The sequence below is a fragment of the Cohnella nanjingensis genome (assembly GCF_014212125.1).
GTDB classification, from domain to species: Bacteria; Bacillota; Bacilli; order Paenibacillales; family Paenibacillaceae; genus Cohnella; species Cohnella nanjingensis.
This window is the reverse complement of the sequence record NZ_JACJVP010000008.1, coordinates 26,445-41,170: the sequence shown is the minus strand read 5'-3', so window position 1 is coordinate 41,170 and position 14,726 is coordinate 26,445. Positions and strand designations below refer to the sequence as shown.

Below are 14,726 nucleotides of genomic sequence, written 5' to 3'. Positions count from 1 at the left end.
TGAAATATCCATGAATTAGCAATAAAAATTCAGCGATTTGAGCCTACACAAGGCGAGGTGCGTGACCATGTTGAAAAGAGTTCTTCCCTATGTATGTATCCTTGTCGGCATCTTCATTTTCTGTTATCCCACGATTGCCGATCGCTACGAGAGTTACCGGCAGCAAGCCCTCTTAAAAGAATGGGAGCAGAACCTGAAGCAGATCGAAGAGGTCCCGTCGGAGAGCGAATCTCCGCTTGCCGCGCCTTCGCTCGCTCCGCCCGTACAGGACATCGCCGCCGAGCGAGATCCGTCTGCGCCTGAGCTCCAGCAGCTGGCCGCCGCCAAGGGGATCGACGAGGAATCCGTCGAAGGCATCCTCCTCATCGACAAGATCGATCTGAAGCTGCCGATCATCACGGATGCCACGCAAGCGCACCTGAAGCTGTCCGTGGCCAGCATTCTGCATACCGGCAAACTGGGCGCCGTCGGCAACTATGCGATCGCCGGACATCGGAACCGGACCTATGGTAAAAACTTCAACCGGCTGGACGAGGTGAAGGTGGGAGACGCCATCCAAGTCGAGACGAAGAACGCCACCTACACCTATATCGTGGATGCCAAGGAATACGTGCTCCCTACGCAAGTCGAAGTGTTGGAGAGCAACGGCAAGGATCGGGAGATTACGCTGATCACCTGCCATCCGATGAAAAATCCCACGCACCGCTTAGTCGTTAAGGGCAAAATAGTCGACAATTCCAAATAAGAGGATGTACAAATCGACAGAGTTATAGTAAATTTAGGTTAATTCAATAGAACCTCGGTGCTTTCCACCGATAAAGGCAAATCTAGCGAAAGCTAGAGACGCAAAACTACAGGGCCTTCCTTAGTACTCGTACTGAGATGGCAGCCAGTTACCGAAAGGAGAGTTTTTTGTGTTCAAAAAACCCGCAATTCTTCTCTTCGCAGCCGCTATTTCCCTCGCCTTCGCGACGGAACGGACGGAGGCCGCCTCGACGACGATCGACCAGGGCCTGCTCGACAAAGGCGTCATTAAAGTCGATTACACGCCCTCGAATCAAGCCAAAGCGATCGTCCGCATCTCGAAGGACAACGCCACATTCGACTACGCGCTCTCCCAAGGCGCCCAATATCCGCTGCAGCTCGGCAACGGCAGCTATACCGTGCTGATCGCCGAAGCGGTAAGCGGCAGCAAGTATAAAGTCGTCTCCCAAGACCAGATCGACCTGCAGATGGCTGACGAAACAGAAGTGTTCAAGCAGTCGAATCCGATCATTCAGTGGGACGAGACCACCAAAGCGGTCGTGAAAGCCAAGCAGCTAACGAAGAGCGCGAAGACGGACAAGGAGAAGGTCAAGGCGGTCTATGGCTTCGTGACGAAGACCTTCACCTACGACGAAGCCAAGGCCAAGACGGTCGCACCAGGCTACATCCCGAATCTGGACAAGGTCTACAAAGCTTCCAAGGGCATCTGCTACGACTTCGCGTCGACCTTCGCCGCGATGACCCGGAGCGTCGGCATTCCGACCAAGCTGGTCATCGGCAAGGAGAAGAATCACCCCGACATCCTGCATGCCTGGAATGAAGTCTACTTGCAAGACCAATGGGTTGTCGTCGACACGACCTACGACGCGGCGCGCGTCCAAGCGGGCCAGACGCCGGCGATATTCAAGGATGCCGCGAACTATAAGGGAACGAAGGTTTATTAACCATCTTCCCGTTCAGTCCGGCTTGGCATCACCGTTTTCCATCCCCAGCTTCATGCCTAACGGACCTGTCTATCATTCGGGCAGGCCCTATTTGGCGTCTTAGGGGATAGGAAGGCATCTCAAATCGCCCCACCTTCTTTCATCCAACTAGCTTCCCATCCCATCCTATCAATTCGACCTATACAATAAATGAACAAAATTCGTAAGGAATACCTAAAAAGCACCTCGAAACGACAGGACGAGGTTTTTCGACCCGTGCCTTTCCTCCCAGTCAAAAGGGGAACACAACCTAAAATTTTCTATAAAATAGGGAGAATTGTATTTACATTTGGTCGAATTTTGTATAATGTTGTCAGAGTAATTGGCATTTTCCTAGTAGAAATTGCAAGAATCGAACAGGGGGAGAAAATAATGGAGTGGAAACAAACGAAAAGATGGTTGAAATGGTCTGTCCCGCTGGGTCTGGCGATCGTGCTTGCCGCCTGCGGAGGCAAATCCGACGATAAGAAAAACGACGCGTCTCCTTCGCCTAGCGCTTCGGCATCCGCCAGCGCCAGTCCGAGCCCAAGTCCCAGCCCGAGCCCAAGCCCGAGTCCTAGCGCCAGCGCCTCAACCGCAGCCCTCAAGGAAGGCTTTAAGCTCTACGACAACGCGGAATACAAGCTCCGCATGCAATATCCGACCACCTGGACCGTCCAAGACAGCATCCCGGGCGTCGTAGCCGCCTTCCTCTCTCCGGTCGAAGACGACAAAGACACCTTCCAAGAGAATGTCAACTTGGTCGTGCAGGATCTGGGCGGACAAGAAGTCACGCTGGAGCAATACGCAGAGGCTTCCCAACAGCAACTCAAGCAATTGATTACGGATTACAAGCTCATCTCGTCGGCTACGTCCACTGAAGACGGCGTACACTACATGGAGTACACAGGCAAGCAGGGCCAGCTGAGCCTGCACTGGGAGCAAGCGACGGTCCTCGACGCGGGCAAAGCCTACGTCATCACGTACACCGCGGCCCCCGAGAGCGTCGACAAATACGCGGATACCGTCGCCGAAATGGTTGATACGCTGGAATCCTACGAGTAGTTGCACGATAGCAAGCGATCGGCAAGTAGAAGGGACCGCCCCTCGCGAACAGCGACGGGTCGGTCCCTTCTCTTATTCGTCCATCGCGCTCCGCAAGAACGCCCGAATTAACGGATGTACGGTCTCCCGAAAGGCGGATCGTTCCGGCTGGAACAGCGTCCCGATGTAAAAAGGATGCCCCGCAAGCTCCATGATGCGAGCTGCGCCCTCGGTGTCCACTCCGGCCACCCGAAGGCCGGCTTGCTCCAGCAAGGGAGCGAATTCGGGGTTCAACCCATAGTTGCATATCCCGTACTGCTCGACGATCTCGCCTTTTCCGTAGATCCCTTCGACCTTCGATCCCGGCCCGCGTTGTAATAGACAGGCCACCCTTTGAACCGCCTAAACATCGGCTTTAAGAATGGCTTGCACTTCTTCACGCTTGTTTACCGGCACATCCTCGATAGTTTTGATGCCTCGCCGGATCAGGTTGGCATATACTTGGGCCATATTAGCTAACACCCCCTAAGGGTAGAAACTTCGGCTTTAAGGGCTTCGATTTCCACCTGCTGCTGCAGGAAGAGGTCATATACTTCGGTTAGCCTAAGCATCGTATCGACACCTTCCTTTTCACGCTGAGTGTTGTTTACTACAGCTGTTTCGTACGCTTCGGCAACGGCCAGCATGGTCTGTACGCTCTCTGTCTCCAACTCGGCGACCTTTCTCCCTAACACATCCTCCCCAGTAGGTGGATTTACTGCTACCTGAAGAGTGCCAACGACTCCCCCGATCGCGGCCGATATCGTTACGACAACGGATGCTGCGAGATCCGGCCGATTGGCTGTGAGCCTTCCGGTCGATGCATCGATCTCGATCCCTGGCTCGCTGGGGGAATAGCTCCATACCACGGCACTCGATTCTATTATGCTGCCGTATTGATCAATCGGAACCGCATTGAAATTCGACGAAACCGGCCCGGCAGCAGTTGTAAAGACAGACGCCGGACCCAATACCCGGATACTTTGAAGCGCGGCAGGCGCTACCTTGACCTCCTTGCCGATCATGTCCCCGATGTCTTCGCTCGGCAGTTCGTCCGGCTGGCTCATGTTGTAATCGATATTCGGCTTTACCTTAATTAGCGCTAGAGCGCTGATCTCGTCATGCGATTTCCCTGCGGCTTCGCTGCCGGACACCATGGCCTCGGTTTCGAATGTCTTGTCTTTGGAGGTGACGAAAAAACGAACGTAATAATCCCCATATTCGCGGACAAACCTAGAAATCTTAATCTCCATGCTACGGTGCCCTCCTTCCTATATTTGCTTTCGCCATACGCCGTCAATGTTCGCCCATTTAGCAGCGACTTTTCGCCATGCTCCGTCAATGTTCACCCATTCACCTACCGAACGCCTCCACGTGCCGTCAATGTTCACATACCCGAAGCCCGTAATAAGGGTGTCTAGATCGGCGTCTATATACATGCCAACATTGCCGGTGTATCCGATAGTTCGTACTATGCGAAGGTAAACGTCTGTTACACCCTGACTCAAGGTGAAGGGAACCGTTAAGGGCCCCATATTACCGTTTGAGGCGTACGTGATAGATGCGACTTCTTGATAACCATTGACTTGAACGTACGCCCTCATATTTGTCTGATCTGGGAAGCCGCGTGCAGAAGCGGTTAAGCGATAGCTTCCAGCCGGCCAACTGCCGATATATCTGTACCAAGAGTTTTTCGGTGTCCCATCGGAGTTGTTGCCGTTGTCGTTTTCCCAGTAAGGGTAATAATTCTGCCAGTTCATTGGGTTCTCTCCTTACTGGTACTTGATCCAAATGTCGCCGGGCTGGCCGCCGCTAGGATCTCCCGTACTCATGAACGTATTGCGGACATACCTTGCGTTATATCCAGCTTGAGCTGCAACTAAAACACTGCTTCCACCTTCCGTCACTACCTTCTTCCATGCGCCCCATGTTGTTCCGTTTGCGCTTCTGAAATACATCTCTCCGGCTCCAAAGTATCTAATCGCCAACTGCCCCGCGTATCCGTCATTACTAACATGTCGCATGTGTATGACATGATACCAGTCTGCTGTCAGCCCGATGGTCGATCCATCGGAAATGTTATACATACCGGTGTCTGCGTTTTGGCTGTTAAGAGTTGTACTCGTAACGCCTCCACCGTACCGTGCGATATTTGATGCGTGTAGGCCATCCACCATGTCCGCGTTAAGGTTGCCTACCCACCCTTGCGAATTAACGATAATTGGTGCCGCTCCATCGTTTCTTGTTGAAGTGAAACCATATGCGGTTATGCCCCCAGCTGCGTCTCGCGCTGCAACTGTTGATGCTGTTGACCCTGTTGCAGCATGGTACCCGTCCACCGTGTCCACATCAACGCCGCTCCCGTTGCCTTGGATTCCCGAATGCCATACCCTACGCCACACGTTCCAATTGCCTACGCCACCGGCTGCCGGAGGGTTGCCACTTCTCCAAAAAATATTATCGCTATTGTAGCCAGTAACGATTTGCGTTACTGTGTCGCCGCTACCATGTATTACTAACAGTTGTCCATACTGCACACCAACGGGCGCGTTGGCATTGTTGCCACCCAGGCGGTAAAAACCGGATTGCACCAGGGTATTCAAGTCAGCAGTTTGAACATCGAAGTTTTGCCCGAATGCGGACGTGGGGCGCCCTCCCAGCGTAGCCGCGTTGGTGTTAGAGCCGAATACCGACGACGGAAGCTGCCCTAGAGCATCAAGACCGGCGTAGCCGCCGGGTTGGTTTTTATTGGCCCGGTCTTCTTTTTTACTGCTAAGTGTATCAAGCGAAGCGCTGGCAGCTTCAAGCGTAATCTTCGGGGGCGTAAACCAATTTGCCTTCCCCGTGATCGCTTTAATCAGGAACGCCAGCTTGGACCACAAACGCGTCGGAGTGTCTGCATCCACAGTCGCAGTGACCGTATCGTCGATCATGCGGTTGCCGAACTTCGCATCAGTAACCCCATCATCTGCAATGGAAAGCGTGCGGTCAGCAGAAAGATCGCCGCCGCCTTGCAGCCCGGCGGACGTATTGATTTTGCGTACGGTTACCGCATGTCCGCTGTGCGGAGCGATGGCGTCGACATGCGCCTTGGCCGAAGCCAGCGTGATATCCGGTGTATCGAATGGATTGGATTTTCCGGTGATGGCCTTGAAGTACTTCAATATCCATGAAAACAAAGCGGTAACCGATCCGCTCAAGCCGTAAGCGGCAGTCGTGTTTGGGTCCGCAGTTCGATTCCCGATAACCGTGTCCGTCGCAGCTCCGTCTGCAAGCTGCGTGGCACCTACCGCTTTGTCGGCGATCTTGGCTTGATTCACGGACTTAGCGGCAAGCTTGGCGGTTGTAACCGATTCATCCGGATGATCCAGCGACGCGGCCGTCTTATGAGCTTCAAGTTCTGCTTGTCGCGCAAAGACAAGCGATTCATCAATGGTTGCCGTAATATTGGAGGCAGTGCCCACGACAACAACGCTATCGATCGTCCTCTCAATTACATCGGCGCCGCCACTTGGGGCAATGTAATCCGCCGTCGCCCCCGCGTTTGCGTAGGCGTAGAGGATCTCGCCGATATCCGGGTCGTTTGCAAACAAACCAATCTCGCGCATAAAAAAGCCAGTAGTCACGCTCGAGTTATTCAGCACGGTCCCGACGATCGCTTTGTTAGGCGGCTGTGTCCTCAATCTGTTTATTGGCAAACTAAGTCTAGGCGAAATCAAACCGTTAAGGGCAGGAATAGCTTGCCCCGTCAGCGAACCGTCCCCGACCGCATATCGGGTATAATGCAGTGTCGCACCAGCTTGGGCCTTGCCCTGCAAAACAAGCCCTTTATTGGTCAAGGTCATGCCGTTAAATACTGCCAATGGTTATCCCTCCTAAATCGTTATGCGTTCGCCAATGTGCAGCGCGCCGCCAATATAGAGCTGCAGCGGCTCTGCCTGGCTAATCGTGACGCTGTCCAAGACGGCAGATAGCCGCTTGACTGCTTCGACCGCTTGGAAAAACTCTTGTGCCCGCGTCGTCGTCACGTCCGCATTGTTGGTCAACACCCGAAAATGATGTGGGTCCCCGTCGTACTCCCACCACTCCTCAACGCTGCCCTCGCCGAAAAGCAGCTCGACCAGGTCCTCGACGGCTCCCGGCGTACCCTTCCGGCGATGGAACGGGATGGCGCTATGCACCAATGCGCGTCGCTGGTCGAGCGGCAGCCCCGGGTCATAGTAGGGCGGCTGAAATTGCCAAGCCAACTCGTCCGTTTCCGCGTCCGTCCACTCCGCCGATCGTGCGTAGATGCTCAGGGCGGCGCTCATCGCGGACACCGACTGCAGCTCTGCATCAAGCGCGGTCGCGGCGGCGGCTATAGCCGGATCGCTGTGGATAGATGTCGGCAAAATGTCCAGCAGTCTCGCGGTCCGAATATTAGTCATCGACGAGGCCCCCATAGACGATATGAGTCGCGCCGTCCTGGGCGATCTGCGTCGCATCCAGCTCGGTAAACACCGGCGACGTGACCACCACGCGCATCGTGCCGGCGGCCATGAGGCGGGCGATGAGCTCAGAGGGATTGATATCCCGCCCGAGCCGCGACTTTTGCCAAAGCTGATAGGCGGAGACCGCCTCCGCGACCGCAGTCTGGATCCCCGTCACTTCGGCGGACCGTTCACGGTTGATGTAGTACGTCACCGCCGTGTCGTAGGAGACCGGCATGGGCGCGACTACCGTCACCTTGTCGGTCAACGGCCGAATCCCGCGATCCTCCAATGTCTCCGCGACCGCGTCGAGCACGTCCTGTCCGGGGATGATGCCCCCGGCCAGCAGCGGCACAATCGTCACCTCGCCGTCGGATGGCGAATACGCGTGCACGTCCGCGATCGCCGCCGAAGTGGTCTTGGCCCAGAACTCATACGCTCCGCGCGGCCCGGCCGTGCTGTACGATTCCGGCGCCGTGCGGATACGCGTGCGCAGATCCTCGTCCTTCTCGGCGGCTGCGCCGCCGCTGCTCTCGGTCAAGTTGGTCACCGCTTGAACGAACGGCAGTTGGTCCATCAATACGCTGATTTGACCAGGCAAAAAGTCATTGCCGGTCAGACCGAGCGTGGCGCAGGCAGCCGTCACAGTGCCCGTCGTCGCCCCCGCCGGAATCTCGAAATAGTCCGTCGTCGCAAAGTAGATCGAACCGGCGGCGCCCTGCGCGCCTACGCGTGTGCCTGCGGGAATCGGCATCGCCGATGTCAGCGGGATCGAGAGCGTAAACTGCAGCTTGGTGATCGCCGGGGCCGGGTCGAGACGCTTCACGCCGTAAGCTGCAGCCATATGGTCGAGCAACACGCCGGACGCGTATCGCAGTAAGTTGGCCTTGGCCGTCTGGTTGATCAACACCCGCTGCTGTACGACGATGGTTGCCAGCGATGATAAAAAGAGACGGACCGGATCGCCAGGCTGCAGCGTGCGCCCGGTCAAGCCCTCATAAACCGTAATGATGTTTTGCTGGATGCTCGCGGCATCCTCCGGCACCATCTGGATATCCGGTAGATCGACGTACTGCATCACGCCACCCCCTCGGACACTCGGAACCTTACGACGGCGGGCAGCGTCCCGGTCCAAGCGTCCCCTGCGACGGGCTTAACGATCACATCGGTCACGATGGCGCGCGGCTCCTGAGCGGCGATGGCCGTCGTGATCGCGCCGATTAAGCGCGCTTCGGCGATCGGCGCAGGCTCGTCGATCAGCGAATAATCCAATCCGATGTCCCGCGCGAACGGCGCGCTGCCGAGCGGCGTCGCCAGAATCGTGCGAATATTTTGCGCCACCTCGTCAATCAAGCTGCTTGGCGCAAACTGGATGGCCGAGGGCGCGGTCATGTCTACGGTATAGATCATTTGACATACTCCTCCAAGGTCAAGTTAACTGTCGCCGACAGCACATTGCCATCGCCGTCCAGCGTGTTCCAAGCCTGCGTCATAGATGTGATGACCCACAGCCCCACCCCGATGCCCTTGCGGCCGAGGACGAGCGGCAACGCCTTGCCGGCGCGCTCGAGCTCTGTTAACTGGTCAATCTCCTTGCGTGGATGGAGCCCGAACCGGACGTCGAAAAGGACGGAGAACGTCACCGTATCCGCCCCGGGACCCAGCCATTGCTTTTTGGATTTTTGGCCGATGATATCGTGTTGCGCCCATCGGCCCCCCGCGCTGCGTTGGAAATCGTCAATCGTACGCGTCGCGCCCTCCGAGACGATAAAAACGACGGGACCGAGGCTTCCAAGCTTGTTCATGCGCGCGATCCCGTCGTAAGGCCGCCGGACACGTTAAGGTTGCCTGTGACGCTCACATTGCCGGTGATCTGAGCGCCGCCGACGGCTTTGATGATCAGTTGCTTTACCGTACGGTCGTAATAGACGTGACTTCCGTCCTCAAACCACGTTCCGCGCTGATCCGCCGTTCCTGGCGGATCGCCGTACGTGCCGAGGCAAAAGCCTGCGGTACGGCTCACGTCCAAAAAGACGCACAGGACCATCTCGCCGGGCTCCGGGATGGCGATCTCATGCCCCCAGCCCCCCGGCCTGATCACCGGCAGCTCGCTTGTTACAAGGCCGTCTCTGTCCGCGAAGGTAACCCGCACGGCGCCGGCGGCCGGGTCGGCCTTGGAGACTTGTCCAATATAAATCATCGCTACCACCCCAATACTTTTCTGATGTCAAGATCCGTCTTATATCCGCTGCCGTCAATCGCGTGTCGCGCGGAGACAATGATGTACTTGCCGTCGTACTTGCCCCAGCCTTTGACGTTAATCGTGAGCCCGGCCGCCATTCGGATATCGCCCATAAGCTGCAGCGAGCCTTTGCCCACCTCTTTGTTCTTTTCACGGAGCCGGATGCGCGCCAGGCGGAGTGCCGCCGCCTGCGTGTCAGCTTGCTCGTTGAGCTTGAGGACCGGCCCTGTCTTAGGTGCGGCAGTGGGCGTATAAGTGACTGAAACGGCCTTTTTGGTCTTGACATTGGTGTAACTCACCGTGCAAGCACGGTATGCTGCATTGTTCGTCGACCAAGTGAACCCGTAACAAGTCACGTCATCGGTGCCCCGCGTAAACGTGGCGACTGCAGCTTTTTGCTCGTAGGTGTACTCGCTAAAGAGGACTAGCTTGGAGCCGGATACCTTGAGCGCAATCCCTTCCCTCGTCGCCGCGTCTTGGAGAAATCCCAGATCGGACTGCTCGGTCTGTTGCAACTGATCGTAAGACGGGTTATCCGACGCCTCGTAGAGCAGCGACAGGCCCGCGCGCTTCGCGATCTCCGTGGCAACCGTCTTGAGCGTTGTCTTCTCCCAGGACCTCGACCGTTTCTCCAGCTTGGCGGATCCGTTAGGCAGCGAAACGGCACGAATCGTTACGGTGTCCGGCGGGCCGTTGACGTTGACCGAGTCGACCTCAAACGATCCGAGCGGCAGGCTCTTGATCTCGCCCGGGCCGATCCAGTTAATGGTACGGATCTCGGCCTTGATCCGATCGCCGGCGGCGGGTGTCCAGGAACCCTGCCACTTGCGCTCCCGATCCTCAAGCGTAATATCCAGATCATCAAGCAGGCCCGTCTCATCCGTGTACGTAAAATTAAGCAAGGATTTGGCTATATCGCTACTGATGTCCTTGCCGTTGTAAGTGAGTACCAGCATCGCCCGACGGGCATCCTGCATCTGCGCCATGGGTCAACCCTCCCGGCGCCATGGCGGCAGATCGTCCGCCGTCTCGGCCGGCCGGTCGGGGGCCTTGAGCTGCACGCCGGCGCTGAAAATGACCGTCTGGGCATGGTCGGGATTGGCATTGATCAGGAGCGTCATCAGCTTGGCGTCCCCATACAGCTTAAAGGCTATGCCATCCCAGGTATCGCCTTGCAGTGTACGATAGATCATCGTAGGCTCACCCTCTCCCTGCGTTCCTGCCTCTGCTTCAAGAACTGCTCAAAACCAGCCTGCGAATCCGAAAGTACCCCTCTCATCTTTTGCTCTATACCCGGGTCACCGCCCTGAATCACAATGCTCGGAGCCCAAGTGATGTTCGTTTCTACCTGGTTGCTGTCGCCCCGGCCCATCATCCTGTTCGCCATATCCAGCAAGGTATGAGATCGAGGCTTGTCATTGAGCGGAATCGCGATCTCGGGACCGGCCTCGCCAAAAATAGATGGCGTGTTGGCGAAGCCGCCGTCCGCATATGTGCGCAGGAACGGGGGCCTAAACGTCTCCGGCGGCTTAGCTGCATACGGGGGCTTAGCCGCTTCCGGGAGTTTAAGCTCAAACGCATCCGGGAGCATAAGTTTAAATGCGTCCGGGGAGTCAATAAGCGGCTTTGATCCGGTCCCTGGCGGCTGTTCGAGGCCGGAGGACTGATAGAGCACATCCACGTTGATCTTTTTTTCAAACGGCAGCAGATCCATTTGTCGATTCAGTTCATTTATTGCGGCCAGCGCTTCCATGAACCGGGACTTCTGCTCGTCCGGCAAGCTGTTAAAGTTCTTGGCCTGCTCCTCTAAACTCCCACCCAGGTTGAGCTCGATGAGACTCTTTTGTGCGTCGTAGAGTTCCTGGTAGCTGGAGCTGGCCGCCCGCAACTCATCTTGCGTCTCGAGTTGCGCATCGATCGCGTCGACTCGCTTGTCCTCCAACTTCTTTATCTGTGCGTCGAAGTCAGCCAGATGATTGAAATGTAGACCAACCACCTCGGCAGCCTCATTGATTTTTTGCTGCAAAGCATCCAACTTTTCCCTTGTTTGTTCGGTAGGCTCGTCCGCAAGTAGCTTATGAAACTCTACCTGGTACTCCTTCAATACGGGAAGTGTCGAATCGATGATGCTTCGCTGACTATCCGCTTCGGCCGCCTGTTCCTTAAGTTTCTGATACTCTTTTTCCAGCTTCGGTTGATCGCGGCTTTTATCCGCAACCTCTCTTTCAAGCTTGAGCTTGGTGTACGCTCTGTCTGCATCGGACTCTTGCTTAAGCAATCCAAGCTTTTCTTTGATTTTGTCGTTCTCAATATCGTATTGCGTGATTATTTTGGGATACATGTCTTGCAGTTGCTTGGTGATGTCGGCCAGACGTTCCTTTTTGCTGACGAGTTGCTCCGTATTGTCCGTGTTACCCTGAACTGCCGTGCTGAGGTTGTTGTACTCCCACACCAAGTCATTCGTTTGCTTGGCCTTGTCGGCCACCGCTTGATACCGCTGGGCTGCAGCATCTAAATCATCGCCCATATGGATGAGATCTTGGCGGACGTTCTCCTGGTGTTGTTTGTACGCCATCACACCCAGCGTCAACGCGGCGACGCCGCCGATAGCCAGTCCCACGGGATTGGTTAGCAAGGCTATCGCGCCGCCGAAACTGCCCGCAGCTCCGGCTGCCCCCGCTGCCGCACCCGCCACCTGGCCAATGCCTTGCACAAGCTTGTATACATTTTTCCCGATTAATGCAGCCGGCACGACGAGGGCCAGCGCCTGGACGACCTCGCTGTTGTCCGTTGCCCAGTCAGCGAGATGCCCCAGAGCCGGCATCAGATCCTCGGCGATGGGAATGACGAGCTCCGTCATCAGTTGCCGCCCAATGGTCTGAAAGTCCTTACCAATCGTGTCATACTTGACCTTGGCGACTTCGTCCATCGTTGCCTTGGCCATGTCAAACTGGTTTCGGGTCGTACCCATTGCCGCGACCACATTGGTTTCCAGATCCTTGAACTGCGTACCAAACAGAGCAACGCCGAGTTGATTGCGCTCTAGCGGGTCCTTGATTTCCTGCAATCGCAAGATGACGGCGTTCATGGCATCTTTTCCCTTGATAGAGCCTTCCGAGAGACCATCAAGGATATGCTGACCTTCGCCCATGACCGATTGCACTACCGTGAAGGTTTCGCTTGCCGTCTTGCTGCCTTTGCGGAGGTTCGCAACCATCTGTTCGCCGGTCTTTTTCCCTACCTTGCCAACCAGCTCCATGTACTGGGAAGACTTCTTCCCTCCCTGGGTGAGAGCGTTCGTCCATTCGACAATATGGTCTGGAGCAAAGAGAACAGCCATCGCGTCACTGGTCGTCTTACTGCCTTCTTGGAGCCCGGAATTGAACTTCTCCGCAGCGGCGCCAACCTTCTCCAAATTCAAACCGCCAGACGCGAGCCCGGCGCTGAACATATCGAACATTTCGTTAGCCGAGTAGCCAAGCGCAGCAAATTGCGGCGCGTACTCCTTCACACTATTGAGCAGTCCCCCAGCGTTATTAAGTCCCTTTTGCGCCCCCTGTGCCAGCAGGTTAAAGGACTCGGTGCTCGTGATGCCGAAATTACGCATCATGGTGTCGACTGTCTGGACCGACTCCGTAATTTCTCCCTTGAAAACATTACGGAAGATGAGTGCGTTTTTTGTTGTTTCCTCTAATGCCCCGCCGGACTGTAGCGTCACCTGCCGGACTTTTCCGATGGCTTCCGATAAAACGTCAAACCTGTCGCCCATAGGCATCTTGTAAAGATCTTCCGCGATCTTCTCCATCGCCTGCATCTCTGCTGCGGATGCGCCTGTAGAGGCCTGGAGCTGAGCCATGCCATTCTCAAAGTCTCCGACAGATCCGACCATTTTCTTGAACGAATCAGCGGCACTGGGGATGCCGGTAAATTTGGCCACGCTTTTTAGCGTATCCCGGAAGGCTCCTGCACTTTTCTGAAGGTCGCTAAAAGATTGATCCGCCTGATCTGCATCTTGGCGGAGATCGGCAATATCACCTCGGCTGTTCACCTCCTGCAGCGCCTTCTCGAGCTCCTCAATGCGGCGCTTGGCACTGCTCGTTGACTGGCGGAAAGAGGAGTCCATCAGCCCCTGGAGCCTAAAAACGATATCGACTTCTTTACTAAGTCCTGGCATTTGTGCTAACCCCTCTTTCCTGTCAAATCAGCGATGTCTTCCGTCCACAACCTTAAATCTACGAGCGACAGCCCTAGGTAAAAAGAGATTGGCGTATGCGTATGCATGGCTAAAGCTGCAGTGAGTTTTCTCAACCCACTGCAGCTCTCCACACCTACAGCAGCAAAAAATTTCGGGCCCTCAAGGTCAGTCGTGTGAAGTCTTTGGCCGACGCGGCCAAAATGAGCCCAACATGTACGCTGGCCGCCTTCGCCACGATGTAAGCCTGATAGGACTTGTCCATTTCAGGCGCGAGAGACACCCCGCCGGACCGCCCTTGTTCGGAGCGATACTGCCGGTCGCATGCCAAGATATCCTCTCCGCTCAGCTTATCGAAATCGAGCGTGACATCCGCAAATAGCTCTCCGTCAAAAGAGACAGGGCGGGCGAAGGTGTATACCTCCGCCATAGGATCGGATTGCTGCTCGGCTGCCTCTTCTATCCGATCTTCGTTTGCCATTTTGCTCTCCCCTTTACAGTCCAAGATTGGCCTTTGTCACGGCTAGATAGTCAAATCCGTCAACCTTATGGATGTAGTTATATTTGTCGATCTCAAGCACTTCTTTTCCATCAAGCAGTACCTTGATGTAAGTGACGGAGAAGGTGTTTGCGGTATCCATGGCCGCAGCCGGTTCTAGGTTGCCGAGCGACATCGAGAGCGGCCGTGCGCGAACCGATACCTTAAATGGGACTTCCTTATATTCATTTTTGGTCGGATCGAACGTCTGAATAGACGCTCGGAGATCGAGCGCATGTACCTTCGGCGCCAGCAAAGCGGCCGCAGATGGCTCCGTGGTCCGCCAGTTCAGCGTCAACGTCATGGCGCCTGTCTGGCCGGGCGACGGCGCCTCGACCTCGCCGCTGATACCGCCACCCTTGATCGTGTCCGCGAGGTACGTGATCTCCGGCATCGTTACCGTTGACGTGCCTAAGTAATCAGTGCCATTGAGAAACACTGAGTAATCAACAACGCGTTCTGTTCTTGTTGGCAT

At 55.8% G+C, this 14,726-nt stretch carries 18 protein-coding genes and 1 riboswitch; of the genes, 3 read left to right on the top strand and 15 right to left on the bottom strand.

The annotated features are described in order from the left end of the window. Window positions 1-67 precede the first annotated feature (67 nt). The 3 genes from H7C19_RS07435 (at window position 68) to H7C19_RS07425 (ending at window position 2,792) form a co-directional block, all read left to right on the top strand. On the top strand, window positions 68-745 hold the full coding sequence (locus H7C19_RS07435) for a class D sortase (RefSeq protein ID WP_185141961.1): 678 nt from the start codon (window positions 68-70) through the stop codon (window positions 743-745). 65 nt (window positions 746-810) lie between these two features. Continuing rightward, window positions 811-901: riboswitch (cyclic di-GMP riboswitch) on the top strand. Window positions 902-914: 13 nt separating this feature from the next. Then, window positions 915-1,709, top strand: a complete 795-nt coding sequence (locus H7C19_RS35425) for a transglutaminase-like domain-containing protein (RefSeq protein ID WP_185141960.1) — start codon at window positions 915-917, stop codon at window positions 1,707-1,709. A 438-nt stretch (window positions 1,710-2,147) separates the two neighbouring features. After that, window positions 2,148-2,792 (top strand): PsbP-related protein, encoded by a 645-nt coding sequence (locus H7C19_RS07425; protein WP_221469098.1) that lies wholly within the window; start codon window positions 2,148-2,150, stop codon window positions 2,790-2,792. 72 nt (window positions 2,793-2,864) lie between these two features. Here the strand turns inward: H7C19_RS07425 and H7C19_RS07420 are convergent, their stop codons facing one another. The 15 genes from H7C19_RS07420 to H7C19_RS07355 form a co-directional block, all read right to left on the bottom strand. After that, a complete protein-coding gene (locus H7C19_RS07420; protein ID WP_246469361.1) occupies window positions 2,865-3,161 on the bottom strand; it encodes a CTP synthase in 297 nt (98 codons plus the stop codon). 12 nt (window positions 3,162-3,173) lie between these two features. Next, window positions 3,174-3,281 carry a CD1375 family protein gene (locus tag H7C19_RS34200; protein WP_221469097.1) on the bottom strand — a complete coding sequence of 36 codons (108 nt, stop codon included), beginning with the start codon at window positions 3,279-3,281 and terminating at the stop codon, window positions 3,174-3,176. Between the two features lie 5 nt (window positions 3,282-3,286). After that, the gene (locus H7C19_RS07415; RefSeq protein WP_185141958.1) at window positions 3,287-4,063 is read right to left on the bottom strand and encodes a hypothetical protein; all 777 of its coding nucleotides are present in this window, start codon (window positions 4,061-4,063) and stop codon (window positions 3,287-3,289) included. A gap of 18 nt (window positions 4,064-4,081) precedes the next feature. Beyond that, complete coding sequence (locus H7C19_RS07410; RefSeq protein ID WP_185141957.1) at window positions 4,082-4,570, bottom strand: hypothetical protein; 489 nt, start codon at window positions 4,568-4,570, stop codon at window positions 4,082-4,084. A 12-nt stretch (window positions 4,571-4,582) separates the two neighbouring features. Then, window positions 4,583-6,673, bottom strand: coding sequence for a phage tail-collar fiber domain-containing protein (locus tag H7C19_RS07405; RefSeq protein WP_185141956.1), 2,091 nt, complete (start codon window positions 6,671-6,673; stop codon window positions 4,583-4,585). Between the two features lie 12 nt (window positions 6,674-6,685). Next, the gene (locus H7C19_RS07400) at window positions 6,686-7,237 is read right to left on the bottom strand and encodes a phage tail protein I (RefSeq protein WP_185141955.1); all 552 of its coding nucleotides are present in this window, start codon (window positions 7,235-7,237) and stop codon (window positions 6,686-6,688) included. Beyond that, window positions 7,230-8,357, bottom strand: coding sequence for a baseplate assembly protein (locus H7C19_RS07395; RefSeq protein WP_185141954.1), 1,128 nt, complete (start codon window positions 8,355-8,357; stop codon window positions 7,230-7,232). Before H7C19_RS07395 ends, H7C19_RS07400 begins: the two co-directional genes overlap by 8 nt. Continuing rightward, entirely contained in the window at window positions 8,357-8,689 is a 333-nt protein-coding gene (locus tag H7C19_RS07390) for a GPW/gp25 family protein (RefSeq protein ID WP_185141953.1), read from the bottom strand. Before H7C19_RS07390 ends, H7C19_RS07395 begins: the two co-directional genes overlap by 1 nt. Continuing rightward, entirely contained in the window at window positions 8,686-9,084 is a 399-nt protein-coding gene (locus H7C19_RS07385; protein ID WP_185141952.1) for a phage tail protein, read from the bottom strand. The genes H7C19_RS07390 and H7C19_RS07385 overlap by 4 nt, the downstream gene beginning before the upstream one ends. Further along, window positions 9,081-9,479: a phage baseplate assembly protein V gene (locus H7C19_RS07380; protein WP_185141951.1), complete on the bottom strand. Its 399-nt coding sequence runs from the start codon at window positions 9,477-9,479 to the stop codon at window positions 9,081-9,083. The genes H7C19_RS07385 and H7C19_RS07380 overlap by 4 nt, the downstream gene beginning before the upstream one ends. Window positions 9,480-9,481: 2 nt before the next feature. Beyond that, window positions 9,482-10,507, bottom strand: coding sequence for a phage late control D family protein (locus H7C19_RS07375; protein ID WP_185141950.1), 1,026 nt, complete (start codon window positions 10,505-10,507; stop codon window positions 9,482-9,484). A gap of 3 nt (window positions 10,508-10,510) precedes the next feature. Beyond that, window positions 10,511-10,714 carry a tail protein X gene (locus tag H7C19_RS07370; protein ID WP_185141949.1) on the bottom strand — a complete coding sequence of 68 codons (204 nt, stop codon included), beginning with the start codon at window positions 10,712-10,714 and terminating at the stop codon, window positions 10,511-10,513. Beyond that, window positions 10,711-13,695 carry a phage tail tape measure protein gene (locus H7C19_RS07365; protein WP_185141948.1) on the bottom strand — a complete coding sequence of 995 codons (2,985 nt, stop codon included), beginning with the start codon at window positions 13,693-13,695 and terminating at the stop codon, window positions 10,711-10,713. The genes H7C19_RS07370 and H7C19_RS07365 overlap by 4 nt, the downstream gene beginning before the upstream one ends. A gap of 154 nt (window positions 13,696-13,849) precedes the next feature. Then, a complete protein-coding gene (locus H7C19_RS07360) occupies window positions 13,850-14,194 on the bottom strand; it encodes a phage tail assembly protein (RefSeq protein WP_185141947.1) in 345 nt (114 codons plus the stop codon). A 13-nt stretch (window positions 14,195-14,207) separates the two neighbouring features. Beyond that, the gene (locus tag H7C19_RS07355; RefSeq protein WP_185141946.1) at window positions 14,208-14,726 is read right to left on the bottom strand and encodes a phage major tail tube protein; all 519 of its coding nucleotides are present in this window, start codon (window positions 14,724-14,726) and stop codon (window positions 14,208-14,210) included.